Raw genomic sequence first — 21,055 nt, forward strand, 5'->3', positions numbered from 1 at the left:
GACAAGCATATGAGTTATAAAAAGTGGACATTGAGCGTCATTGGAATTACTGCTCTCTTCTTGTCCCTTTTAATTGGTTTTAATTTCGTCATGGACCCGATGTGGACGTTCAATCATCGGACACATTATCAAAATGCACAGATGGCCATTGATGAACGACAGCAAAAAACAAACTGGTTAACGTTTCGACCGTTTCACTACGATACGCTTCTTCTCGGAAGCAGTCGTTCTACTTACATCGACCAGCACAAATTTAAAGGATTTCACACGTTTAACTTTGCGGTAAGTAACATGTCCGTTCGCGAATACGATAGTTTTGTGCGCTACGCAAAACAGCAAGATCAAGCAAAGCTACAGCGTGTTGTAATCGGGCTTGATTTTTTCAAATCAAGCGTGAATGAAAGCACCGCACCTCTTAGTTTAGATGGAAACGTTGTGCGCGCAAACGCGACGTTTTATCGCTATAAAACGCTACTATCTCTTGATACATTTGAATACGCACGTAAAAACTTTAAAGCGGCGTTAAAAGATAAGCCCATTTTTGAACGTAGCTACGATAACTATAACGTCGCATCAGCCGTTTCATATTCAGACAAAGTTAAACAGGTACGAACGAAAGATAAAATTAAAAAATTCCGCGAAGTCTTTTATGGCCCAACGTATCAATACAATGACAAGTACAAGGCGATTATTGAGCGCGTGAAGGTTAATAACCCTGATTTGGAGTTTATTCCGTTCACGACGCCAATTTCAACGGAATTAATGCAGGCATTGGTAGAAGAAGGACGATTTGATGATTATGAACGCTGGCTTCGTGATGTCATCTCGGTATACGGTGGCGTGTATAACTTCATGTATCCAAACACCGTTACGAATAATTACAAAAACTATTTTGATGGTCATCATTTCTATCCACAAGTTGGCGACTATATTGCTGAACGAATCACAGATCCAACGAACAAAGAGCTTCCAAAGGATTTTGGTGAATACGTAACGGCGGATACCATTGATGCACATCTTAAGCATGTGAAAGAACTGTTAAACAAACAAAAATAAGTCCCCAAGCTGGGGACTTATTTTTGTTTACTCACTAAGTTTATTTAATTACGTTATGAATAAGCGGACGCTCTTCAGGCTTGCTGTTTGAAATTTCGTACGCCTCTTGTACTTTTTTGATTGAATCCGTTGGGTTTTCATCATCTGTATGAAGCACAACGATCGCTTCACCAGCTTTGACTTTATCTCCCACTTTTTTCTTCAGCGTAATGCCGACTGCATGGTTAATTTGGTCGTCTTTTGTTGCACGACCAGCTCCTAAATACATAGCTGCAATCCCAATGGATTCCGCCTCAATTGCAGACACATAGCCATCTTTTTCAGCTTTTACTTCCACTTGGTATTTCGCTTGAGGAAGCTTGCTCAAATCATCGATCATGTCTACGTTTCCACCTTGAGCTTGAACGAAGGAACGGAACACTTCAAACGCTTTGCCGTTTTCAAGGTTTTTCTCTAATTCTTTGTATGCTTCTTCATACGTGTCAAAGATTTCAGCGATGACTGCCATATGTGAAGACAACTCTAACGATAGACGGCGAAGATCGTCTACTTTTTTCCCTTGAAGTACTTCTACCGCTTCACGTACTTCGTTTGCATTTCCAACTTCGAAGCCAAGTGGTTGATTCATATCACTAATAACTGCAACTGTGTGACGACCTAAGTTGTTCCCGATATTAACCATTTCTTTTGCAAGAGCTTCAGAATCTTCGAGTGTCTTCATGAATGCACCAGATCCCGTTTTTACGTCTAGTACAATTCCATCAGCACCTGAAGCAAGCTTTTTACTCATAATTGATCCAGCGATTAACGGAATTGAGTCTACCGTTGCCGTCACGTCACGAAGCGCATATAATTTTTTATCCGCTGGCGCTAAGTTTCCTGTTTGACCTGCCACAGCTAGTTTATGCGTGTTTACGTTATTAATAAATTCTTCTTTTGTCATTTCGATATGGAAGCCTTCAATTGCCTCTAACTTATCGAGCGTTCCACCCGTATGTCCAAGGCCGCGCCCAGACATTTTAGCAACCGGCACACCTACAGATGCTACTAATGGTCCTACAATAAACGTTGTTTTGTCTCCTACCCCACCTGTTGAATGCTTATCAACTTTGTGTCCTTCGATTGCTGATAAATCAATCGTTTCACCAGAGTTCACCATTGCTTGTGTTAACGTAGCAATTTCGTTCGATTTCATTCCTTGGAAGTAGACAGCCATCATGAGTGCAGACACTTGATAGTCTGGAATATCTCCCTTTGTATACCCCTCTACAAAGAAATTAATTTCTTCTGTTGTTAGTTCTTTTCCGTTACGTTTCTTTTGAATAATATCAACCATTCTCATTTGTAAGCACCTTCTCCGTTATGTGTATAGATATGATTAAATTTCTTTAATAATTGCTTTTACAAGTGATAAAAATTGCGTCTTAACTTTTTCCGTCGTCTCCATCACTTCTTCATGGTTTAACGGCTGATCTAAGATCCCTGCTGCCATGTTAGAAATACAAGAGATTCCGAGTACGTTCATTGAACTGTGACGCGCAACGATGACTTCAGGGACCGTAGACATTCCAACCGCATCTGCTCCAACAGCGCGAAGGAAGCGAATTTCAGCTGGCGTTTCATAACATGGACCAGAGTTCGCAACATATACGCCTTCTTGAACCGCAATGTCTAATTTCGCTGCTGTTTTCTTCGCCAGCTCACGAAGATTTTTGCTGTACGCTTCAGACATATCTGGGAATCGTACACCAAGCTCGCCGTCGTTTTTCCCGATAAGCGGATTGTCTCCAAGATTATTAATATGATCGCTAATAATCATTAAGTCGCCTGGATTGAACGATTCGTTTACGCCACCTGCCGCATTCGTTACGATCACTGTTTCAACGCCTAGCGCCTTCATCACACGCACAGGGAACGTCACTTTTTCAAGGCTGTATCCTTCGTAATAGTGAAAACGACCTTGCATCGCGACAACGGTCACATCATTAATTGTTCCCAATACAAGCTGTCCTGCATGACCTTCAACCGTTGAAACAGGAAATTCCGGAATCTCTTCGTACGGAATTTGCACTGCTTCTTCAATTTCATCTGCTAGAACCCCTAGACCTGATCCTAAGATAAGTCCTACAGTCGGTGTTTTCGAGAATTTCTCTTTAATATAATCCGCTGATTTTTGGATTAACGTACTGTTCATGTTTCTACCTCCACCTGTCGTCATTTTATCTATTATTTTAATTCATTTAAAAACGATGTTCCGTGCTCAGGTAATTTCACATTGAAGTTTTCAGCAACCGTTGCTCCAATATCCGCAAACGTTTGACGAAGTGAAATTTCTCTACCTTCTGTGAATTTTTTGCTATAAACCACTAAAGGTACGTATTCACGCGTATGATCTGTTCCGTGATGAACAGGGTCATTACCATGATCTGCTGTGATGATTAGTAAGTCATCTTCTGTTAGTTTTTCAAACACTTCTGGTAGACGTGCATCAAACTCTTCAAGCGCATCTCCATATCCTTGTGGATCACGGCGATGGCCGAATAACGCATCGAAGTCCACTAGGTTTAAGAAGCTAAGCCCTGTAAAGTCCATTGACAGCGTGTCGACCAATTTATCCATACCATCCATGTTTGACTTTGTGCGAAGTGATTGTGTCACTCCCTCACCATCATAGATATCGGAAATTTTACCAATGGCAATCACATCATACTTTTCATCTTTTAATTCATTCATGACCGTACGACCAAATGGCTTTAGCGCATAATCATGTCGATTAGACGTACGTGTGAATTTCCCAGGCTCTCCAAGGAACGGACGAGCAATAACGCGTCCTACCATGTACTTTTCATCTAATGTAAGTTCACGAGCGATTTTACAGATTTTATACAGCTCATCAATTGGTACGATTTCTTCATGAGCCGCAATTTGAAGCACAGAATCTGCTGACGTATAGACAATTAATGCCCCTGTTTCCATGTGCTCTTTTCCAAGCTCATCTAAAATTTCTGTTCCTGAAGCTGGTTTGTTTCCGATAATTTTACGTCCAGTTTTTTCCTCAAGATCTTGAAGAAGCTCATCTGGGAAGCCGTCTGGAAATACGCGGAACGGTTTATCAATATGAAGGCCCATGATTTCCCAATGACCTGTCATCGTATCTTTTCCTGTTGATGCTTCCTGCATTTTTGTATAAAAAGCAAGGGGCTTGTCTGCTTTTTCAATCCCTTTAATTTCACGAATATTACTTAGACCTAACTTCGCCATATTAGGCATCTTTAGGCCACCACGATGCTCAGCGATATGACCAAGCGTATCTGACCCTTTGTCATCATATTGTGCCGCATCCGGTGCTTCACCGATCCCTACTGAATCCATTACCACTAAAAATACGCGTTTGTATGTATTGGAAGACATAGCAAAATACCTCCATAGATAGAATTTATTTGTAAGTTTCCCCATTTCCTCTTGTTTAACTCCTACAAGAGAATGGCAAACGTTGTTCACAACTCATCAGAAGTCTGACAACACAAGTATAGTCGTTTTGTCCTGAGTTGTACACTAAAAAATAAAGCGATTACAAAAAGTTCACAAAAAAAGGTGGAGCGCTTCTAAACGCTCCACCTTTTCTCTCCTCTTTAAGCAATTATGCTCGAGGATGAAATTGATTATATACATCTTTTAATCTAGTTTTTGTAACGTGCGTGTAGATTTGCGTAGTCGAAATGTCGGCATGTCCCAACATTTCTTGTACGGCCCTCAAATCGGCTCCGTTTTCCAATAAATGCGTTGCAAATGAGTGTCTGAGCGTATGCGGGGTCAGTTCTTTTTCAATTCTTGCTTCTCTTGCTAGCTTTTTAAGAATTTTCCAGAACCCTTGTCTCGTTAACCGATTTCCATGATGATTTAAAAATAATGCCGTTTCACTGCTTTGCTTTTTCAGGAGCTGCCCTCGTGCTCGTTCAATGTATGATTGAATCGCTTCCGATGCCATTCTCCCCATTGGAACAATTCGTTCCTTGCTCCCCTTCCCAAAGCATCGAAGAAATCCCATCGTGACGTGAACATCTTCAATGTTTAAGTTGACGAGCTCTGATACCCGAATGCCAGTTGCGTACAGCAACTCTAGCATGGCTTTGTCTCGAATGCCAAGAGGTGTCGACGTATCCGCGCTCATTAAAAGCGCCTCTACCTCATCGGCATTTAACACTTTCGGCAGCTTTCGTTCTGTTTGAGGTATTTCAACGTGAACGGAAGGATCTTGATCCGCAATCTTTTCACGCAACAAAAACTGATGAAACGAACGAATGGATGCCACATGTCTTGCAATTGTCTTTGATGATTTTTGCTGTTCATGTAAATATCGAAGAAACGATACGATATGAACTCGTGATACGTCATTATAGGATGTGATTTGCTCGACGTTCTTTAAAAATTGTTCATACTTTTTTAAATCGCGCTGATACGACTCAATGGTATTTTCCGCAAGACCTCGCTCGACAATCAAATAATGCATAAAATCCTGAATATGAAATTCCAACGGTCATTACTCCCCATTCTGATAAAACAATAATAGTCGATCGATCCATGACGTTGATTTTTCTTCATGACCCATGTTGGCTACCTTTACCGCAGACCCCTGTGGTTCATCATATTTATGGTAGTCTTGGTATTCTTGATGAACCCAAACAATTCCATAGTAAAAGAGAAACGTAAATCCCATGAAAAAAAGAAATACTTTACCCGTATTATAAACGGTTTCTGCCCACGATTTCATCTTCTAATCCTCCAATAAAAAGCGTTATTAGAAGATATGCCAGAAATGGTAGGTTTTATACGTCATTTCCCGTCTTTTCTTATTTCTATGTAGCTTCTTTATATAACAAAAACCTTCTCCTCTAGACGGAAAAGGCTATTTCATTAGTTATCTTCATTCTCTTCTTTATCTTGACATCTGTGACAAATGCCATGAAACGTTAAACGGTGATCTTTAATTTTAAACTTCCAATCTCTCTCTACTATTTCCTCTACGTCTTCTAGCAGATCATCTTGGATTTCATCTACCGCTCCACACTCAATACATACGAGATGATGGTGAAAATGCGCTGCTCCTTCTTTGCGAAGATCATAGCGTGAAACGCCATCACCGAAGTTAATTTTGTCGACTACTTTTAATTCCGTTAATAATTCTAACGTACGGTATACAGTTGCTAAGCCAATTTCTGGAGATTTTTCCTTGACGAGGAGATATACATCTTCAGCACTCAAATGGTCCTCTTCATGTTCAAGGAGTACTCTAACAGTCGCTTCCCTTTGAGGAGTAAGCTTATAGCTTGCTGAGTGCAACTGCTGCTTTATTCTATCAATTCGACTTTCCATCTCTATTCCCTCCCTCGCCATTCATTCATTTATTATATCAAATGTAGAGAAAGTGTCAAAATAAAATCATTATAATTAACAAATAAGAATGGTTATTATGTGATAACCATTCTTATTTGTTAATAAAGGACATAACCGATTTCATCAGAGGTGGAGAAGCATACGCCTCAAAACTAGAAGCAAGCGTAATAAAAAGAAGAATGCCAACGATCGAAAGACTATACCGTAAAAAGGCCGCTGAAATGGATTCTTTGCTACGTTTTAGAAATTGCTGCCTCACTAACTTTAATGAAAAGGCAATTGATAACGTTGATAAGATAATGAAGGCTGGAATTAAGAATAGATTTTGTGGAAGTACCGACACGGAAGATAGTAAAAAGCCGTTTAATCCCATTTGGTTGACGAGAAACCCGACCGTAAAACCAACGACCATTCCTTTTAAAAACAAAAGGATAAGAACGAGCGGTAGCCCAATAATGGATATCCCAAGAATCCAAATCAGCCCCAAGTACTTTACGTTATGCAAAAAGCTTTGCTGAAACATTTCATGATGATTTGAGAACTGTCCTTGAGATACTTGTCCGAAAAACCGATTTAAATAAAAGTATAACCCCTGTTTTTGCTCTACGTTTAAGCTATTTACTACAATAGCGCCAAATATCACGCCCATTAAAAACAGAACCGTCGTAAATAAATAAATGGAACTATGCTCGCGAACGTGCTGAACATACCTAGAATTCATCATCTTTCGTCTCATCATATGCCTCCTACTCCTACGAGTCGATTGATAGATTATATGATAGATTCCAGACAACTATTCCTCTGAACAAAAAAGGTTATAAAATCTTTCCGTACACGCCTCCGCCTCCGGTTTGAATTGCTAGTATTCCGTTTCTTGCCTTCAAAATCAGCTCGACGATCGGAGCTTTTACAGCCTTACTAAGCTCGGATTCCGTCGCCTCATGCAAGATATACATTTCCGTACCAACTTTCTCAATAAGCTTTTCAAGCGTTTTTGGGCCAATCCCTGGCAAAAATTGAAGAGGAACTTGGTGAATGTAAGGAGGACGTGTCGCTTCTTCATCCGTATTTTTCAGTTCCATTAGTCGATTGTAAACGCCTTTGATGAACTTCGTTGATCCACAGTTTTGACAGACCTTTTCATTTCCTTGTACGGGAGTTGCGCACCGCTCACAAGCCGTTCGGTGATATTTTCCTAACAGCGGATTTAAACCATAGTTCGCTACAATTCGACGCCCGTCTTCCCCTTTTAATACCTTCTTCAATTCTAGAAATGACGGACTTTTCATTTCCATCACTTGATATTCTCTTGCTAGCTTCGGTGTTGAATGAGCATCGGAATTCGATAGAAAAGAATAGTGATGAAGCTCCGCTATTTGATCTGCCATCTTCGTATCTGCGCTTAAGCCAAGCTCCACCGCGTCAATTAATAATGGATCAAACACTTCCGTTAAAGAACGTGTTACGCCTCGTCCGTACAAACTTTTAAACGGTGTGAAGATATGAGCCGGTATGAACAGACCACCTAAGGATTTGACCTTCTCTTGCAGGACGGTTGCTTTTTCATAAATTCGCTGAGAGCTAAGCGTAATATTTTTAACCCGGTTCGCAAACCAAAGGGAAAAATCTTTCATTGCTTCTATTGCAGGAAGATAGCACAGCACATGAATAGGCCCTTTACAATGCTCATCATAGAGTTCAATTTCAGATCCTAAAATAAGCGTTACGTCTTCATCTTTATAGCGTAAGCCGCCTTCTTCTAGCTCATCTAATCGACCATGCTCAAGCATTTCTTCTAATTCCGCAATGACTTCCGGTACGTGGCAGTCAATAACACCGATGAGATTTAACCCTTTACGTTCAGTTGCCTCTTGTAAAATCGATGCCATCGTTAACGTTCGTGCAGCGGTAATTTTTACTGGGCGATCTGAACGTGTTCGACCGATATGAACGTGTAGATCAACGTAGTATCGTTGCATCTTATTCTCCTAGCGCGCTCCGCAATTGTAGATATTGAACGGCATACGCAGTTTTTGCATCGTAAATTTCATTTGTGCGAATAAGCTCTAGTGCCTCATCAATGGTGAGCTCCATCACTTCAACGAATTCATCTTCATCAAGCTCTGCTTTTGTTTCCATCACCTTTAAATCCGTTGCTAAGTATAAATGAACAAGCTCGTCGGCAAATCCTGGTGATGTGTAAAAAGAAATAATATGGTGGAGATGATCCGTCGTATAGCCTGTTTCTTCCTCTAATTCACGCTTTGCCGTTTCAATCGGCTCCTCTCCTATTTCAAGCTTGCCAGCTGGTATTTCCACAAGTAAACGCTCCATCGCCTTACGATATTGTTTTACCATGACCATTTTATGATCTTCTGTTAACGCAATAATCGCCACTGCCCCTGGATGCTTAATGATTTCTCTTGTACTTGTTTTACCGTTCGGTAGCTCTACTTTCTCGTGATATAGGTCAATTACGCGCCCATTAAAAATTTTTTCAGACTCAATTGTTTTTTCGACTAAATGTTTCACATCGTCACCTCATGATTTCATTTATTTTATGTAGGAACCAATCTTTCACTAAGTGTAACACAACTCATCTCTTTCATACGCTTTGAAGAATAGAGACCTCTTAGTTGAGTTCAAACGTGCATTAACGCTACAATACAAAAAAGAGCGTTAGGAGGAAAGAAAATGAAAAAGAGACAACTTGGCTCATCTGATTTGATGGTTAGTGAACTAGGTCTAGGATGTATGTCACTTGGCACGGATTATGTACAGGCAAAAAGCGTGATTGATCAAGCGCTAGATTTAGGCGTGAATTATTTAGATACAGCTGATCTGTACGATTTTGGCACAAACGAAGAAATTATTGGGAAAGCCATTCGTGAAAAGAGACAAGAAATTATTCTCGCAACAAAAGTCGGAAACCGCTGGGAAGAAGGAAAAGAAGGCTGGCATTGGGATGCATCGAAAAGCTACATAAAAGAAGAAGTAAAAGAAAGTCTGCGCCGCCTTGGAACAGATTATATCGATCTTTATCAGCTCCACGGTGGCACAATGGAAGATCGCATTGATGAAACGATTGAAGCGTTTGAAGATCTCAAGCAAGAAGGCGTCATTCGTTATTACGGCATTTCATCCATTCGCCCAAATGTCATCCGCGAATACGTGAAAAAATCCTCTATCATTAGCGTCATGATGCAATACAGCATGTTTGACCGTCGCCCTGAAGAAGCGGTCTTGGCTCTTTTAAGCGAACATCACATTAGTGTCGTTGCACGAGGGCCTGTCGCAAAAGGTCTACTAAGTGAAAATGGTACGCAAAAGCTAGAGAGCAAATTTAATGGCAAGGGCTACCTTGACTATTCTTACGAGGAGCTAACGTCTCTATTACCTGATTTGAAGCAGGTTCGATCAGACCATTCTTTAACAGAATCTGCTCTTCAATACTGCCTTCATTCCCCGGTGGTCGCATCTGTGATTGCTGGTGCGAGCACGGTTGAACAAATTAAAGACAATGCCAAAGCCGTCAGTGGTATGCCGCTAACAGCAGCGGAATACGAGCAGTATCAGGCGCTCACAAAGTCATCCGTGTACGAAGCTCATCGCTAACAGCCGTAAAAAAAACCACCTCTTCCCGTCAAGAGGTGGTTTTTACTCATTTATATTCTTTCCAGTTCATTGAACTTTCGCTTAGGAGTTCTTCAAAGGATTTATTTTTCTCACGCTGTTTGCGCTCTTCTCTTTGCTTGCGAAGCTGTTCTTCCTTTTGCTTCGTTTCTTCTGCTTCAAGAGATTGTTTCTTTTCTTTTAGCTTCGCCCAAACGCCTTCATTTAACTGATCTTGCAATGTTAATGAATCATTTTCTTTCTTTTTAGACGGAGCGTTGTTTCGTTTTTTAGCCATGGATATTCCCCCCTACATTACTCGTAAGCAAGATTATACCATATGAACAGAAGAATGCGTATGGATGTGATTAATAGCTATCGAGCTTTACGTTCTCATCGACAATCAGAGGTGGTTCTGTTGAATTTTTAATATCTTCAACAGTAAATCCTTGCGCAACTTCAATAAGTTTTAAACCATCTTCTGTTACGTCAATAACAGCGCGATCCGTCACGATACGATTCACCACACCTTTTCCTGTTAATGGAAGCGTGCATTCTTTTAGAATCTTCGGCTCTCCTTTTTTCGTCACGTGCTCCATAATAACGATAATACGTCTGGCACCGTGCACTAAATCCATCGCGCCGCCCATTCCCTTAATCATTTTCCCAGGAATCATCCAGTTAGCAAGATCACCCGTTTCCGATACTTCCATGCCTCCTAAAATGGCAATGTCAATATGACCGCCGCGAATCATCGCAAATGATTCGGCACTATCAAAGTAAGAAGCGCCAGGGATAGCCGTAACCGTTTCTTTCCCTGCATTGATAAGGTCCGGATCGACGGCATCTTTATCAGGATATGGTCCAATTCCTAGCAGACCGTTTTCGGACTGAAGTACAACCTGCTTATTATCAGAGATATAATTGGCTACGAGCGTTGGAATGCCAATACCGAGGTTTACATAGTACCCATCTTGAATTTCCTTTTCTGCTCTCCTTGCGATACGCTCTCTTACTTTTACACCATCTTGAATCATCTACATACGCCCCCTTTAGTTTGATACGGTTAATCGTTCGATACGTTTTTGCTGCTCCCCGACGATCAAAGCCTGAACATAGACACTTGGCGTGTGAATCATATTTGGATCTAAGTGGCCAATATCATATAATTCCTCTACCTCAGCAATCGTTACTTTCCCTGCTGCAGCAATCATTGGACTAAAGTTACGAGCTGTTTTGTTGTAAATTAAGTTCCCCATTCGGTCCGCTTTGTGAGCACGTACTAAGCTGTAATCCGCTACAAGAGCTTCTTCTAACACATATTCTTTACCATTGAAGTGACGCGTTTCTTTTCCAAGTGCAATTGGTGTTCCTACTCCTGCTGGGGTATAAAAAGCGGGAATTCCAGCTCCACCAGCACGGATTTTCTCAGCAAGCGTTCCTTGCGGCAACAGTTCAACTTCAATTTCTCCTGATAATACTTGGCGCTCAAATTCCTTGTTTTCACCTACGTAAGAGCCCACCATTTTTTTGATTTGTTTGTTTTTTAATAATAAGCCAAGTCCCCAATCATCTACCCCACAGTTATTGGAGATGACCGTTAAGTCCTTCACTCCTGTTTCCACAAGAGCTAAAATCAAGTTCTCCGGGATTCCGCAAAGACCAAATCCTCCTACCATAATTGTTGAGCCATCTTTAATCTTTTCGACCGCTTGCGCGAATGACGAATATACATTCTTCATTTATAAACCCCCTTGTTTTAGAAAACGCTTACTATTATTTATTTTGAAAAGGCAGTGAAGCAATTCTTCACTACCTTTTACAATCATGGACGTTCGATAATTGTGGCAACCCCTTGACCGCCGCCAATACAGAGCGTTGCAAGCCCACGTTTGACCTTACGCTTTTGCATTTCATGAATCAGCGTAACAAGTACACGAGTTCCACTTGCGCCGATTGGATGTCCTAATGCAATGGCTCCACCATTCACATTTAACGCTTCCTTGTTGAAATGAAGCTCGCGATCAACGGCTAATGATTGAGCTGCAAACGCCTCGTTCGCTTCTACTAGATCAATATCCTCTAAGCTGATCGTTGCTTTTTCTAATGCCTTTTTCACTGCTGCTACAGGTCCAATTCCCATAATGCTTGGGTCAACGCCTGCGCTTGCGTTTGCTTTAATATGTACGAGTGGTTTAATTCCAAGCTCATTTGCTTTCGCAAGACTCATCACGACCACTGCTGCCGCCCCGTCATTAATACCTGACGCGTTACCTGCCGTCACACTTCCGTCTTTCTTGAACGCCGGACGAAGTTTTGCGAGCTTATCAGCTGTTGTACCTGCACGTGGAAATTCATCTTGCTCAAATACCGTAACTTGCCCTTTTTTGCCCGGAACTTCTACTGGGACAATTTCGTCTTTGAAGCGACCTGCTTCAATAGCTGCGACGGCCTTTTGCTGGCTCGCTGCTGAAAATTCATCTTGCTCTTCTCTTTTAATATCGTACTTTTCACATAAATTTTCCGCCGTTACGCCCATGTGATAGTCGTTAAACGCACACCATAAACCGTCTTTTATCATACTATCTACTACTTTTTGATCGCCCATCTTAAAACCATTTCGTGCTCCGTTTAACAAGTAAGGGGCCTGACTCATATTTTCCATTCCACCCGCAACAACAATCTCCGCATCCCCAGCTAAAATTGCCTGTGCTGCTAGGTGTACGGCCTTTAATCCTGAACCGCAAACTTTATTGATTGTCATAGCAGGAACGGTTTCAGGTAGTCCAGCTTCTAATGCTGCTTGTCGTGCCGGATTTTGCCCTAAACCAGCTTGAAGTACGTTCCCCATGATGACTTCGTCCACATCATGTGACTGAACGCTCGCTCTGTTTAACGCCGCTTTGATAACAGTACTTCCTAACGTTGTCGCTGAAACATTTTGCAAACTACCACCAAAGCTTCCGATCGCCGTTCTTACAGCGCTTACAATTACTACTTCTGTTTGACTCATGTCGCCACATCTCCCCGTTACTTAGATTACTTGTTTCTCAGTGTATTACATTCTCGTTTTATAGCTAAAATCCTCTTAATTTGTCAAAATTTATTATTTATATTGAATTTTTAGATACCTTTTCGTAAGATAGTCTTGATGAAGACGCTTACAAAGAGAGGTTAAAATCATGCTTAATGCCCAGCCTGTCACATTAATCGAAGTTGGTCCTCGTGATGGTTTGCAAAATGAGAGCCAATTTGTCCCGACCGACGTTAAAATTCAATTCATTCACAAGCTCAAGCAAGCAGGATTTAAGGAAATGGAGATCACTTCGCTCGTGTCCCCTAAATGGGTGCCACAAATGAAAGATGCACGAGATGTGATCAGTGCGATTCAGGATGATACTCGAAATATCGTTTTAGTTCCAAACAAAAAAGGCATTGAGCTGGCCGAAGAGCTTTCCTGTTCTTCCCTAGCTGTGTTTGTCGGTGTCAGCAATACGTTTAATCAAAAAAACATTAATAAAACCACCCAAGAAAGTCTTCAAGAATTAGTTCCCCTTATTCAACAATTAAAGCAGCAACACAAGTTTATACGTGCGTGTATCTCAACATCCTTCTACTGTCCATATGAAGGGAAAATAGCAGAAAGAGAGGTTCTTGCGTTAGGTGAAGCCTTCGCAAAAGCTGGCGTTGATGAATTAAGCATTGCTGATACGATTGGGATGGCAAATCCAAAAGAAGTATACAGCCTTTTTTCTTCGTTCGTGAAGGCCGATCTGCCGCTCCTACTGACCGCACATTTTCACGATACAAGAGGAATGGCCATTGCCAATATATATGCGGCTCTTCAAGCTGGCATTACCCGCTTTGATACGTCTGCTGGTGGGTTAGGCGGATGTCCATTTGCCAAAGGGGCCACAGGAAACGTTGCGACAGAAGATGTTGTATTTATGCTTGAACAAATGGGATTGCAAACAGGGATTGATCTTAACGCACTTTTAGATGCCGTCGCCTTTCTTTCACCATATGTGTCCCGCAAAATTGACAGCAAACACTTTGCCCTACAGCACAACTTGGGTCATCTGTAAAAAACATGCTAAAATAACAACAAACACTAAGCAAAGGAGCATGTTTACTTATGAAGAAATGGGTTGTAGCGCTAGGAGCCGTTGCTGGAGTAGCGGCGGGGGCAGGAGTTTTTTTCACGAATCAAATTATGTACATCAAGAAAAAGCAGGATGAGGAGATTATCACGCGTGAAACAAGCGAAGGTTTATTTGATATGGATGCTTACGAGCAGCTAGAAAAGCAAACGTTTACAGTACCTTCTCCTTTTGGCTATAAGCTGAACGGAACGCTTATTGCACCTTACGAGCATAAAAATTATATTATTTTTTGCCACGGTGTTACGGTTAACTCGTATAACTCAATTAAGTACATGAACCTTTTTATAGAGCGTGGTTGGAACGTTATTTTATATGACCATCGTCGACACGGCTTGTCCGAAGGAAAAACAACAAGCTATGGACACTATGAAAAATTCGACCTTCAAGCAATCGTTCACTGGGCGAAGTTAACACTTGGAACAGATATTACGCTCGGTATTCACGGTGAATCAATGGGAGCTGTCACAACTCTACTTTATGCTGGTATGGTCGAAGACGGTGCGTCTTTTTACATTTTAGACTGTCCGTTTTCAAGCTTTGAGGAGCAGCTTACCTACCGCTTAAAAGAAGAATTCCGCTTACCAAGCAAGTACATTCTTCCCTTAGCCAACGTGTTTTTAAAGGTACGAGACGGCTATTCACTTAAAGATGTGTCACCGATCAACGCTGTTCAGAACATTCAAAAGCCCGCTTTATTTATTCACAGTGAGGAAGATGACTATATCTTGCCCTATATGACAAAGGCACTTTATGCAAAAAAACAGGGCCCGAAAAAACTGTACATGGCGCCAAAAGGAACGCATGCCCGTTCTTATGCAGACAATGGCAGCCACTACAAGCAAATCATTGATGAATTTTTAGCTGAATATGAATTGGCTCCTCAAGCATAAACGAAAAGAAGATGCTCAATTGAGCACCTTCTTTTTTCATGCACAGTATTTTTACGATGATACCGCAAGCTGATTAAGCAATGACATGCGCGGATTTAAAATTTGATTCGGGCTTTTCAGCATGTACGTATTGGCTGATGTTGAAAAGTCGACCGTTACGTTTTCATCAAAGAAGACAAGTGTCGTTTTTTCCACGTAAACCGGGACAAAATTTGTCTCAAGCGCCGTATCTCCTTCTTCTGCTTCAGGAATTACCCATAGAGCTGAAACGCCGCTCACAACGCAGCCACACCCATCTGTATCATATTTTAATTTCAAAACGCCTTTGTCTTGATCAGGCCATGTTTTTTTAATACGTTCGATTGCTGTATCAGTAAATGTAATGTTCATTTTCAAAACCTCACTTTGTGAAATAGAGAACTCTTCTTACCTATAGTATACTCTTTCCCGTTTTTGGGGCAAGAAAACTGCCGAGCTCCTCTTGCAAACTAGTGCATTTATCAGTACGATGGAAAAAAGAAGTAATGAAAGGGGCATATATATGTCAAAAGTGCAAATTAAAGTAAATAATAATGGTTCATTCCGCGTTACAGGTGACGTTGAGCTTGTGGATGCTGAAGGCAACAAATTCGAAACAAAAGAAACGTTTTCTCTTTGCCGCTGCGGCTTGTCACAGAAGATGCCGTTTTGCGATGGGGCTCATAAAGGACAATTTTCTTCTGTCGTTAGCGCCGTAAAAGACGAAGAATAAAGAAAAACTCTCATTTCAGCTTCTGAATGAGAGTTTTTTTATCACTTATTTTCTATTTAGTATATTCCCTGTCAGTTTATCCGCTACGCGAGGGAACAGATTATACAAGACGCTCCCCATATTCATCCACCTGGGCAAATTCAATTCGCGCTTTGGTTTTTGCATAAGTCCGATGATTCGATCAGCCACGTAATCTGACTTCAACATAAACTGCTGCACGTTCTTCACGTACGTTCCGGACTTATCGGCAATATTGAAGAAGTTCGTCTCAATTGGTCCTGGGTTCACCGCTGACACCGCGATATTGGTTTTTCCTAGTTCAAGTCTCAAGCTGTTGGTGAATCCAAGAACAGCATGTTTAGATGCCGAATATCCGCTTGATTTTGGAGTGGCAAGTTTTCCTGCCTGTGATGCAATGTTAATGATATGACCGCTGTTGCGATCCATCATAAATGGCAACACTGCTTTTGTACACGCCATCAATCCTAAAACGTTTACCTCAAACATTTTTTCAATATCGCTAAAATTCGCCTCGTAGAACGTATCAAATACGCCAAATCCAGCGTTATTGATGAGAATATCAATCGTTTTTTCTTCCTGAATGATTCGTTGAAACGTTTCCGTCACCTTTACAAAATCCCCTACATCGAGCTGATAGTATGTACACGTTGTACCAAATTTCTCTTTGATTTGATCTGACAAAGCAACTAATTTGTCAACTGATCTTGCAATTAACACAGGCTTTGCTCCTAGCTCAGCAGCTTTTAGCGCTACTTTTTCACCGATTCCACTTGAAGCTCCCGTAATGACAACAACTTTATTTTTTAACTCTCTCATTTTCCACCTCTGCTTATGTATTACTTAGCATAATATACCCAATAACCGTTGCTCGAATCAACCGTCACGGCACCAACAGACTCCAAATAATCGAGTTGTCCTAACGTTTCTGACATCGTGAGAGAAAGCTGCTTTTTATAAATCTCAGGGAACAGCTGCTGACAAATCATAAATACGGTACTTGGCTTTTCACGAAGCAGGTGAAGGACCTTCGCCGCACGATCGCGTTGTTTTTTCAATCGTTCTTCTACAAGCTCGTTCACGTTATGTATCTCGTTTCCATGACCTGTATAAAGAATATCAATATCAAACTGACGCAATCGCTCAAGCGAATGGTTGTAGTGAAGAAGTGATTTCTCCCTCTCTCCTCCTGCTGTCTGTGGGGGCTCTAATACTGGATTAGAAGATACTTTTTCAAGCAATAAATCCCCTCCAATCATTACCTTCTCTTGTGGGTGATAGAGCGCAATGTGATCAAGTGCGTGACCAGGCGTTTCAATGACCTCCCAGCCGCTTAATCCCGGAATTGAATCTCCCTCTTTCACTGCGTGCGTTAATGATCGCTCACACGAGTAGCGCAGCATTGATTTTAACCCAGCGAGAGCGCCCATGTATTTTTCATCAATTCCCGCTTTTGGAAACAACTCAGCAAAAAAGGCGTCGTGATGGCGAATAAACGCTTCGTCTCGACTGATCCAGACATCATTTCGGGGATGACCAATCACGGGAATATCGCTCTCAAAGTAGTCTAGTAGACCAACATGATCGGGGTGATGGTGAGTAAGCACAATTTGTTCAATATCAGAGACCGTAAATCCAAGCCCGTTGATCTGCTGTTGAAATGCTTGCCACGCTTCCTCCGTTTTAACACCTGCATCTACTAATGTGAGACGCTCACCTTGGATTAAAAATACGTTCACGTTTCCTACCGCAAAAGGTGTGGGTAAAATTATTTTATGTATGTCCATTCATCTCTAACTCCTTTTTCCGTCTCTCTTATGTCCATTTTACTCCTTTTCACATAGTATGTCTGTATATTCTAAATTTTTCACGTGATATTTGTCTTCCACATGTTGACATTTGTGTTTTTTCATTGCATAATAGCAAAAATGAATATGAAGTTTCGATTGAGAATAGTAAATAATGAACGATGTTAGAGAGTGAAGTCCATCGGCTGCAAGGCTTCATCATCCTCTTGATTATTGAACCTACCTCATGAACTGTTAGGCAAACCTAACCGTTCCCCACGTTACGGGTTTGAGATAAGCGGGGTCCTTAACGGGCTTCATGCTTAAATAAGGTGGTACCGCGGAGTGAAAAGCTTTCCGTCCTTTGTGACAGAAAGCTTTTTTTGTTTTTTCTAAAAGGAGGCGTAGAAAATGACAAAAAAAGTAGCGTTTATTGGTGCAGGATCAATGGCAGAAGCAATGATGGCAGGTTTTTTTCATAACGAAATGATTGAGCCACATCATACAATCATCTCAAACCGCTCGAGCGATGAGCGACTTGCATTTTTACAGGACAAATATGGTGTGGTCACTACTCGAGATCCTCAAGAGCTCTTAGCACACGCTGATTTCGTTTTTTTAACCATGAAGCCAAAAGATGCTGTCAGTGGGCTTTCCCCTCTTATCCCCTATCTGCATGAACGCCACATACTCGTATCCGTTATGGCGGGCGTATCAACAGCAAGCATTGTAGACGTAATCGGAAAGAAAATCCCTGTTATCCGCGTCATGCCAAATACATCAGCGGCCGTCGGAAAGTCTGCTACCGGTATGGCAAAAGGCGCGTATGCCACGTCGCAGCACTTAGACGCCGTAAAAGAGCTGTTTCAAACGATTGGAACCGTAGCTGTTGTAGACGATGAGGAACAGCTTCATGCGGTCACGGGGCTTGCTGGTAGCGGTCCTGCTTATATTTATTATTTAGTTGAAGCCATGGAAAAGGCAGCTTCAGAAATCGGTCTTAACCGTGAAGATGCGAAAGAATTGATTTTACAAACGCTGATCGGTTCTGCACAAATGCTTAAAAACTCGCCAAAAGCGCCAGAAACGCTTCGGAAAGAAGTGACGAGTCCAGGGGGAACAACAGAAGCTGGATTAAAGGAACTCCAAAAACATCAGTGTCAGGAAGCCTTTATACAATGCATCAAAGTCGCAACAAATCGGTCAAAAGAGCTAGGTGAAGTGTTACGAAATCAAATGTTAAAGCAAACGTAATTCTTACATTCAGAGGCATAAAACCTTTTACGTGAAAAATGATAATGGTGAGTGCTATAATTACTCCTGATTTAAATTCCGAAATGAAATGAGGTCACGTTAATGGATAGCTTATTATTCTCACCTTATCAAATAAAAAACGTAACGCTTAAAAATCGTATTGTTATGGCACCAATGTGCATGTACTCTGCTCATAACCAAGATGGCTTTATTGAAAACTGGCACCGTACACACTATACAACTCGTGCAGTCGGCCAAGTAGGTCTTATTATGGTAGAAGCAACAGCAGTCCAACCAGAAGGCCGTATCTCTGCAGAGGATTTAGGCATTTGGAAAGATGAGCACATCGAGGGCCTAAGTGAACTTGTATCACTTATGAAAGAAAACGGTGCTGCAACAGCTATTCAGCTTGCTCATGCTGGTCGTAAAGCAACGGTGGAAGGTGAAATTCACGCGCCGTCTGCTATTCCTTTTGATGAAAAAAGCAAGACGCCAAAGGAAATGACCGTAGAAGATATTCAAGCAACGGTGGAAAGCTTCAAGCAAGGTGCTCGTCGCGCAAAAAAAGCTGGCTTTGATATCATTGAAATTCACGGCGCTCACGGATATTTAATCAATGAATTTTTATCTCCATTAAGTAACCATCGTACCGATGAATACGGAGGCAGTGCTGAAAATCGCTACCGTTTGTTAAAAGAAGTGATTAAAGCGGTGCAAACAGAATGGGATGGCCCGTTATTTGTACGCGTATCTGCAAATGACTATCATCCAGAAGGATTAAACGTAGAAGATTACGTTCAATTCTCTCAGTGGATGAAAGAAGACGGCATTGATCTTGTCGATGTGAGCTCTGGTGCGGTTGTACCTGCTAAAATCCCTGTATATCCGGGATATCAAGTACCACTTGCTGAGAAAATTAAAGCAGGTGCCAGCATTGAAACAGGTGCGGTTGGACTGATTACAACAGGGCGCCAAGCCGAAGAAATTCTTCAAAACAAACGTGCTGACCTCATCTTTATTGCACGTGAACTGCTTCGTGATCCATACTTCCCGCGCACTGCTGCAAAAGAACTGGGTGTGGAACTCAATGCTCCGGTTCAATATGATCGCGGTTGGTAACGCGTAATTTATTATACAAAAAATCCGAGTAAGGGCTGATTTATCTACCCCTACTCGGATTTTTTGTATTCAGAAACAACCTGAATTATCGTTCTATGAAAAATTGCTTAAAATCATCCGCAAGCTCGGTACAAGGAAAAATACTTCTTGCCTGCTGTGCTAATAGATCTGCTTCATTTTTTTGATAGCGTGAACTAATGTGCGTTAAAATAAGCTTTTTCACCCCTGCGTCCTTTGCGATACGAGCTGCCTGGGTCGCAGTGGAATGAAAATAGCTATAGGCCATTTCTGCTTCTTCTCCAGAAAAGGTCGATTCGTGAACGAAAACATCGGCATCCTTTGCAAGCTTTAAGCTATTCTCGCATACTCTCGTATCTCCTAAAATCGTAACGATTTTCCCCTTCTTCGGCTCCCCTACATAATCGTTTCCGTTAACCACTCGTCCATCGGGTAATGTTACCGTCTCCCCGTTTTTTAAACGTTGATAAAGGGGCCCTGGCGGAATCTGATCATTCTTCAGCTTTTCTACTAACAGTTCGCCTGGCAAATCACGCTCGACAATTCGAAATCCGTATGAAGGAATGCCGTGTTCTAAACGGAGGCACTCTACCTGAAATTGATGATCAGAAAAAATCACGCCTTCCTCGATTTCTACGATATCAAGAGGATATTGCAAATGCGTTTGGCTAACCGATAGCGTCACTTCAATGAATTCCTTCAATCCCTTTGGCCCATAGACCGTAAGCGGTGTTTCTCCGCCTTGAAATGAGCGACTTCCTAAAAGTCCTGGCAATCCGTAAATGTGATCACCGTGAAGGTGGGTAATAAAAATTTTTTCAATTCGTCTCGGTCGAATCGATGTATGTAAAATTTGATGTTGAGTTGCTTCCCCACAATCAAATAACCAAGTCGCTCCTCTTTCCTGCAACATCTGTAGAGCTACTGCAGTTACGTTTCGATGCTTGGCAGGAACGCCTGCTCCGGTTCCTAAAAATAATAAATCCATCTTTT

At 41.5% G+C, this 21,055-nt stretch carries 24 protein-coding genes; 7 read left to right on the forward strand and 17 right to left on the reverse strand.

What is annotated here, in order from left to right; translation table 11 throughout:
* The first annotated feature begins 9 nt into the window (after positions 1-9).
* Positions 10-1,056, forward strand: coding sequence for a hypothetical protein (locus IE339_RS18295; RefSeq protein ID WP_242169880.1), 1,047 nt, complete (start codon positions 10-12; stop codon positions 1,054-1,056).
* 40 nt (positions 1,057-1,096) lie between these two features.
* On the opposite strand, the gene IE339_RS18300 is transcribed toward IE339_RS18295, so the two are convergent.
* From IE339_RS18300 to IE339_RS18340, 9 genes are all read right to left on the reverse strand, one after another.
* Positions 1,097-2,398 (reverse strand): pyrimidine-nucleoside phosphorylase, encoded by a 1,302-nt coding sequence (locus tag IE339_RS18300; RefSeq protein ID WP_242169882.1) that lies wholly within the window; start codon positions 2,396-2,398, stop codon positions 1,097-1,099.
* A 36-nt stretch (positions 2,399-2,434) separates the two neighbouring features.
* Positions 2,435-3,250, reverse strand: a complete 816-nt coding sequence (locus tag IE339_RS18305) for a purine-nucleoside phosphorylase (RefSeq protein ID WP_242169885.1) — start codon at positions 3,248-3,250, stop codon at positions 2,435-2,437.
* A 32-nt stretch (positions 3,251-3,282) separates the two neighbouring features.
* Entirely contained in the window at positions 3,283-4,467 is a 1,185-nt protein-coding gene (deoB, locus tag IE339_RS18310) for a phosphopentomutase (protein ID WP_242169887.1), read from the reverse strand.
* A 229-nt stretch (positions 4,468-4,696) separates the two neighbouring features.
* On the reverse strand, positions 4,697-5,590 hold the full coding sequence (xerD, locus tag IE339_RS18315; protein ID WP_242169890.1) for a site-specific tyrosine recombinase XerD: 894 nt from the start codon (positions 5,588-5,590) through the stop codon (positions 4,697-4,699).
* A 6-nt stretch (positions 5,591-5,596) separates the two neighbouring features.
* Positions 5,597-5,827, reverse strand: a complete 231-nt coding sequence (locus IE339_RS18320) for a YqzK family protein (RefSeq protein WP_242169892.1) — start codon at positions 5,825-5,827, stop codon at positions 5,597-5,599.
* A gap of 143 nt (positions 5,828-5,970) precedes the next feature.
* A complete protein-coding gene (locus IE339_RS18325; RefSeq protein WP_242169895.1) occupies positions 5,971-6,429 on the reverse strand; it encodes a ferric iron uptake transcriptional regulator in 459 nt (152 codons plus the stop codon).
* 112 nt (positions 6,430-6,541) lie between these two features.
* Positions 6,542-7,186, reverse strand: coding sequence for a stage II sporulation protein M (gene spoIIM / locus IE339_RS18330; protein WP_242176236.1), 645 nt, complete (start codon positions 7,184-7,186; stop codon positions 6,542-6,544).
* A 79-nt stretch (positions 7,187-7,265) separates the two neighbouring features.
* The gene (locus tag IE339_RS18335; RefSeq protein WP_242169898.1) at positions 7,266-8,429 is read right to left on the reverse strand and encodes an endonuclease Q family protein; all 1,164 of its coding nucleotides are present in this window, start codon (positions 8,427-8,429) and stop codon (positions 7,266-7,268) included.
* A gap of 1 nt (position 8,430) precedes the next feature.
* Positions 8,431-8,982: an NUDIX domain-containing protein gene (locus IE339_RS18340; RefSeq protein ID WP_242169901.1), complete on the reverse strand. Its 552-nt coding sequence runs from the start codon at positions 8,980-8,982 to the stop codon at positions 8,431-8,433.
* Positions 8,983-9,144: 162 nt separating this feature from the next.
* Here IE339_RS18340 and IE339_RS18345 point away from each other — a divergent pair, with 162 nt between their 5' ends.
* Entirely contained in the window at positions 9,145-10,065 is a 921-nt protein-coding gene (locus IE339_RS18345) for an aldo/keto reductase (RefSeq protein WP_242169904.1), read from the forward strand.
* A gap of 46 nt (positions 10,066-10,111) precedes the next feature.
* On the opposite strand, the gene IE339_RS18350 is transcribed toward IE339_RS18345, so the two are convergent.
* The 4 genes from IE339_RS18350 to IE339_RS18365 form a co-directional block, all read right to left on the reverse strand.
* Positions 10,112-10,360, reverse strand: coding sequence for a YqkE family protein (locus IE339_RS18350; RefSeq protein WP_053402227.1), 249 nt, complete (start codon positions 10,358-10,360; stop codon positions 10,112-10,114).
* A 70-nt stretch (positions 10,361-10,430) separates the two neighbouring features.
* On the reverse strand, positions 10,431-11,099 hold the full coding sequence (locus IE339_RS18355) for a CoA transferase subunit B (RefSeq protein ID WP_242169906.1): 669 nt from the start codon (positions 11,097-11,099) through the stop codon (positions 10,431-10,433).
* A gap of 15 nt (positions 11,100-11,114) precedes the next feature.
* Positions 11,115-11,804, reverse strand: a complete 690-nt coding sequence (locus tag IE339_RS18360; protein ID WP_242169908.1) for a CoA transferase subunit A — start codon at positions 11,802-11,804, stop codon at positions 11,115-11,117.
* An 83-nt stretch (positions 11,805-11,887) separates the two neighbouring features.
* On the reverse strand, positions 11,888-13,075 hold the full coding sequence (locus IE339_RS18365; protein ID WP_242169910.1) for an acetyl-CoA C-acetyltransferase: 1,188 nt from the start codon (positions 13,073-13,075) through the stop codon (positions 11,888-11,890).
* A 169-nt stretch (positions 13,076-13,244) separates the two neighbouring features.
* On the opposite strand from IE339_RS18365, the gene IE339_RS18370 reads away from it, so the two are divergent.
* Together IE339_RS18370 and IE339_RS18375 are read left to right on the forward strand one after the other, a co-directional pair.
* On the forward strand, positions 13,245-14,147 hold the full coding sequence (locus tag IE339_RS18370) for a hydroxymethylglutaryl-CoA lyase (protein ID WP_242169912.1): 903 nt from the start codon (positions 13,245-13,247) through the stop codon (positions 14,145-14,147).
* Positions 14,148-14,197: 50 nt separating this feature from the next.
* Positions 14,198-15,115 (forward strand): alpha/beta hydrolase, encoded by a 918-nt coding sequence (locus IE339_RS18375; protein ID WP_242169914.1) that lies wholly within the window; start codon positions 14,198-14,200, stop codon positions 15,113-15,115.
* A gap of 51 nt (positions 15,116-15,166) precedes the next feature.
* Here IE339_RS18375 and IE339_RS18380 read toward each other — a convergent pair whose 3' ends face one another.
* Entirely contained in the window at positions 15,167-15,505 is a 339-nt protein-coding gene (locus IE339_RS18380) for an iron-sulfur cluster biosynthesis family protein (RefSeq protein WP_242169916.1), read from the reverse strand.
* 151 nt (positions 15,506-15,656) lie between these two features.
* Here IE339_RS18380 and IE339_RS18385 point away from each other — a divergent pair, with 151 nt between their 5' ends.
* Positions 15,657-15,866 (forward strand): CDGSH iron-sulfur domain-containing protein, encoded by a 210-nt coding sequence (locus IE339_RS18385; RefSeq protein ID WP_053402220.1) that lies wholly within the window; start codon positions 15,657-15,659, stop codon positions 15,864-15,866.
* Between the two features lie 45 nt (positions 15,867-15,911).
* Here the strand turns inward: IE339_RS18385 and IE339_RS18390 are convergent, their stop codons facing one another.
* Positions 15,912-16,703, reverse strand: a complete 792-nt coding sequence (locus IE339_RS18390; protein ID WP_242169918.1) for an SDR family NAD(P)-dependent oxidoreductase — start codon at positions 16,701-16,703, stop codon at positions 15,912-15,914.
* A 20-nt stretch (positions 16,704-16,723) separates the two neighbouring features.
* Positions 16,724-17,671, reverse strand: coding sequence for an MBL fold metallo-hydrolase (locus IE339_RS18395; protein WP_242169920.1), 948 nt, complete (start codon positions 17,669-17,671; stop codon positions 16,724-16,726).
* A gap of 411 nt (positions 17,672-18,082) precedes the next feature.
* Here IE339_RS18395 and proC point away from each other — a divergent pair, with 411 nt between their 5' ends.
* The gene (proC, locus tag IE339_RS18400; protein WP_242169922.1) at positions 18,083-18,925 is read left to right on the forward strand and encodes a pyrroline-5-carboxylate reductase; all 843 of its coding nucleotides are present in this window, start codon (positions 18,083-18,085) and stop codon (positions 18,923-18,925) included.
* Positions 18,926-19,027: 102 nt separating this feature from the next.
* The gene (namA, locus tag IE339_RS18405) at positions 19,028-20,044 is read left to right on the forward strand and encodes an NADPH dehydrogenase NamA (protein ID WP_242169924.1); all 1,017 of its coding nucleotides are present in this window, start codon (positions 19,028-19,030) and stop codon (positions 20,042-20,044) included.
* Positions 20,045-20,129: 85 nt separating this feature from the next.
* Here the strand turns inward: namA and rnz are convergent, their stop codons facing one another.
* Entirely contained in the window at positions 20,130-21,050 is a 921-nt protein-coding gene (gene rnz, locus IE339_RS18410; protein WP_242169927.1) for a ribonuclease Z, read from the reverse strand.
* Positions 21,051-21,055: the final 5 nt, after the last annotated feature.

Origin of the sequence: Priestia koreensis (assembly GCF_022646885.1) — a bacterium.
In the GTDB taxonomy this organism is placed as follows: domain Bacteria; phylum Bacillota; class Bacilli; order Bacillales; family Bacillaceae_H; genus Bacillus_AG; species Bacillus_AG koreensis_A.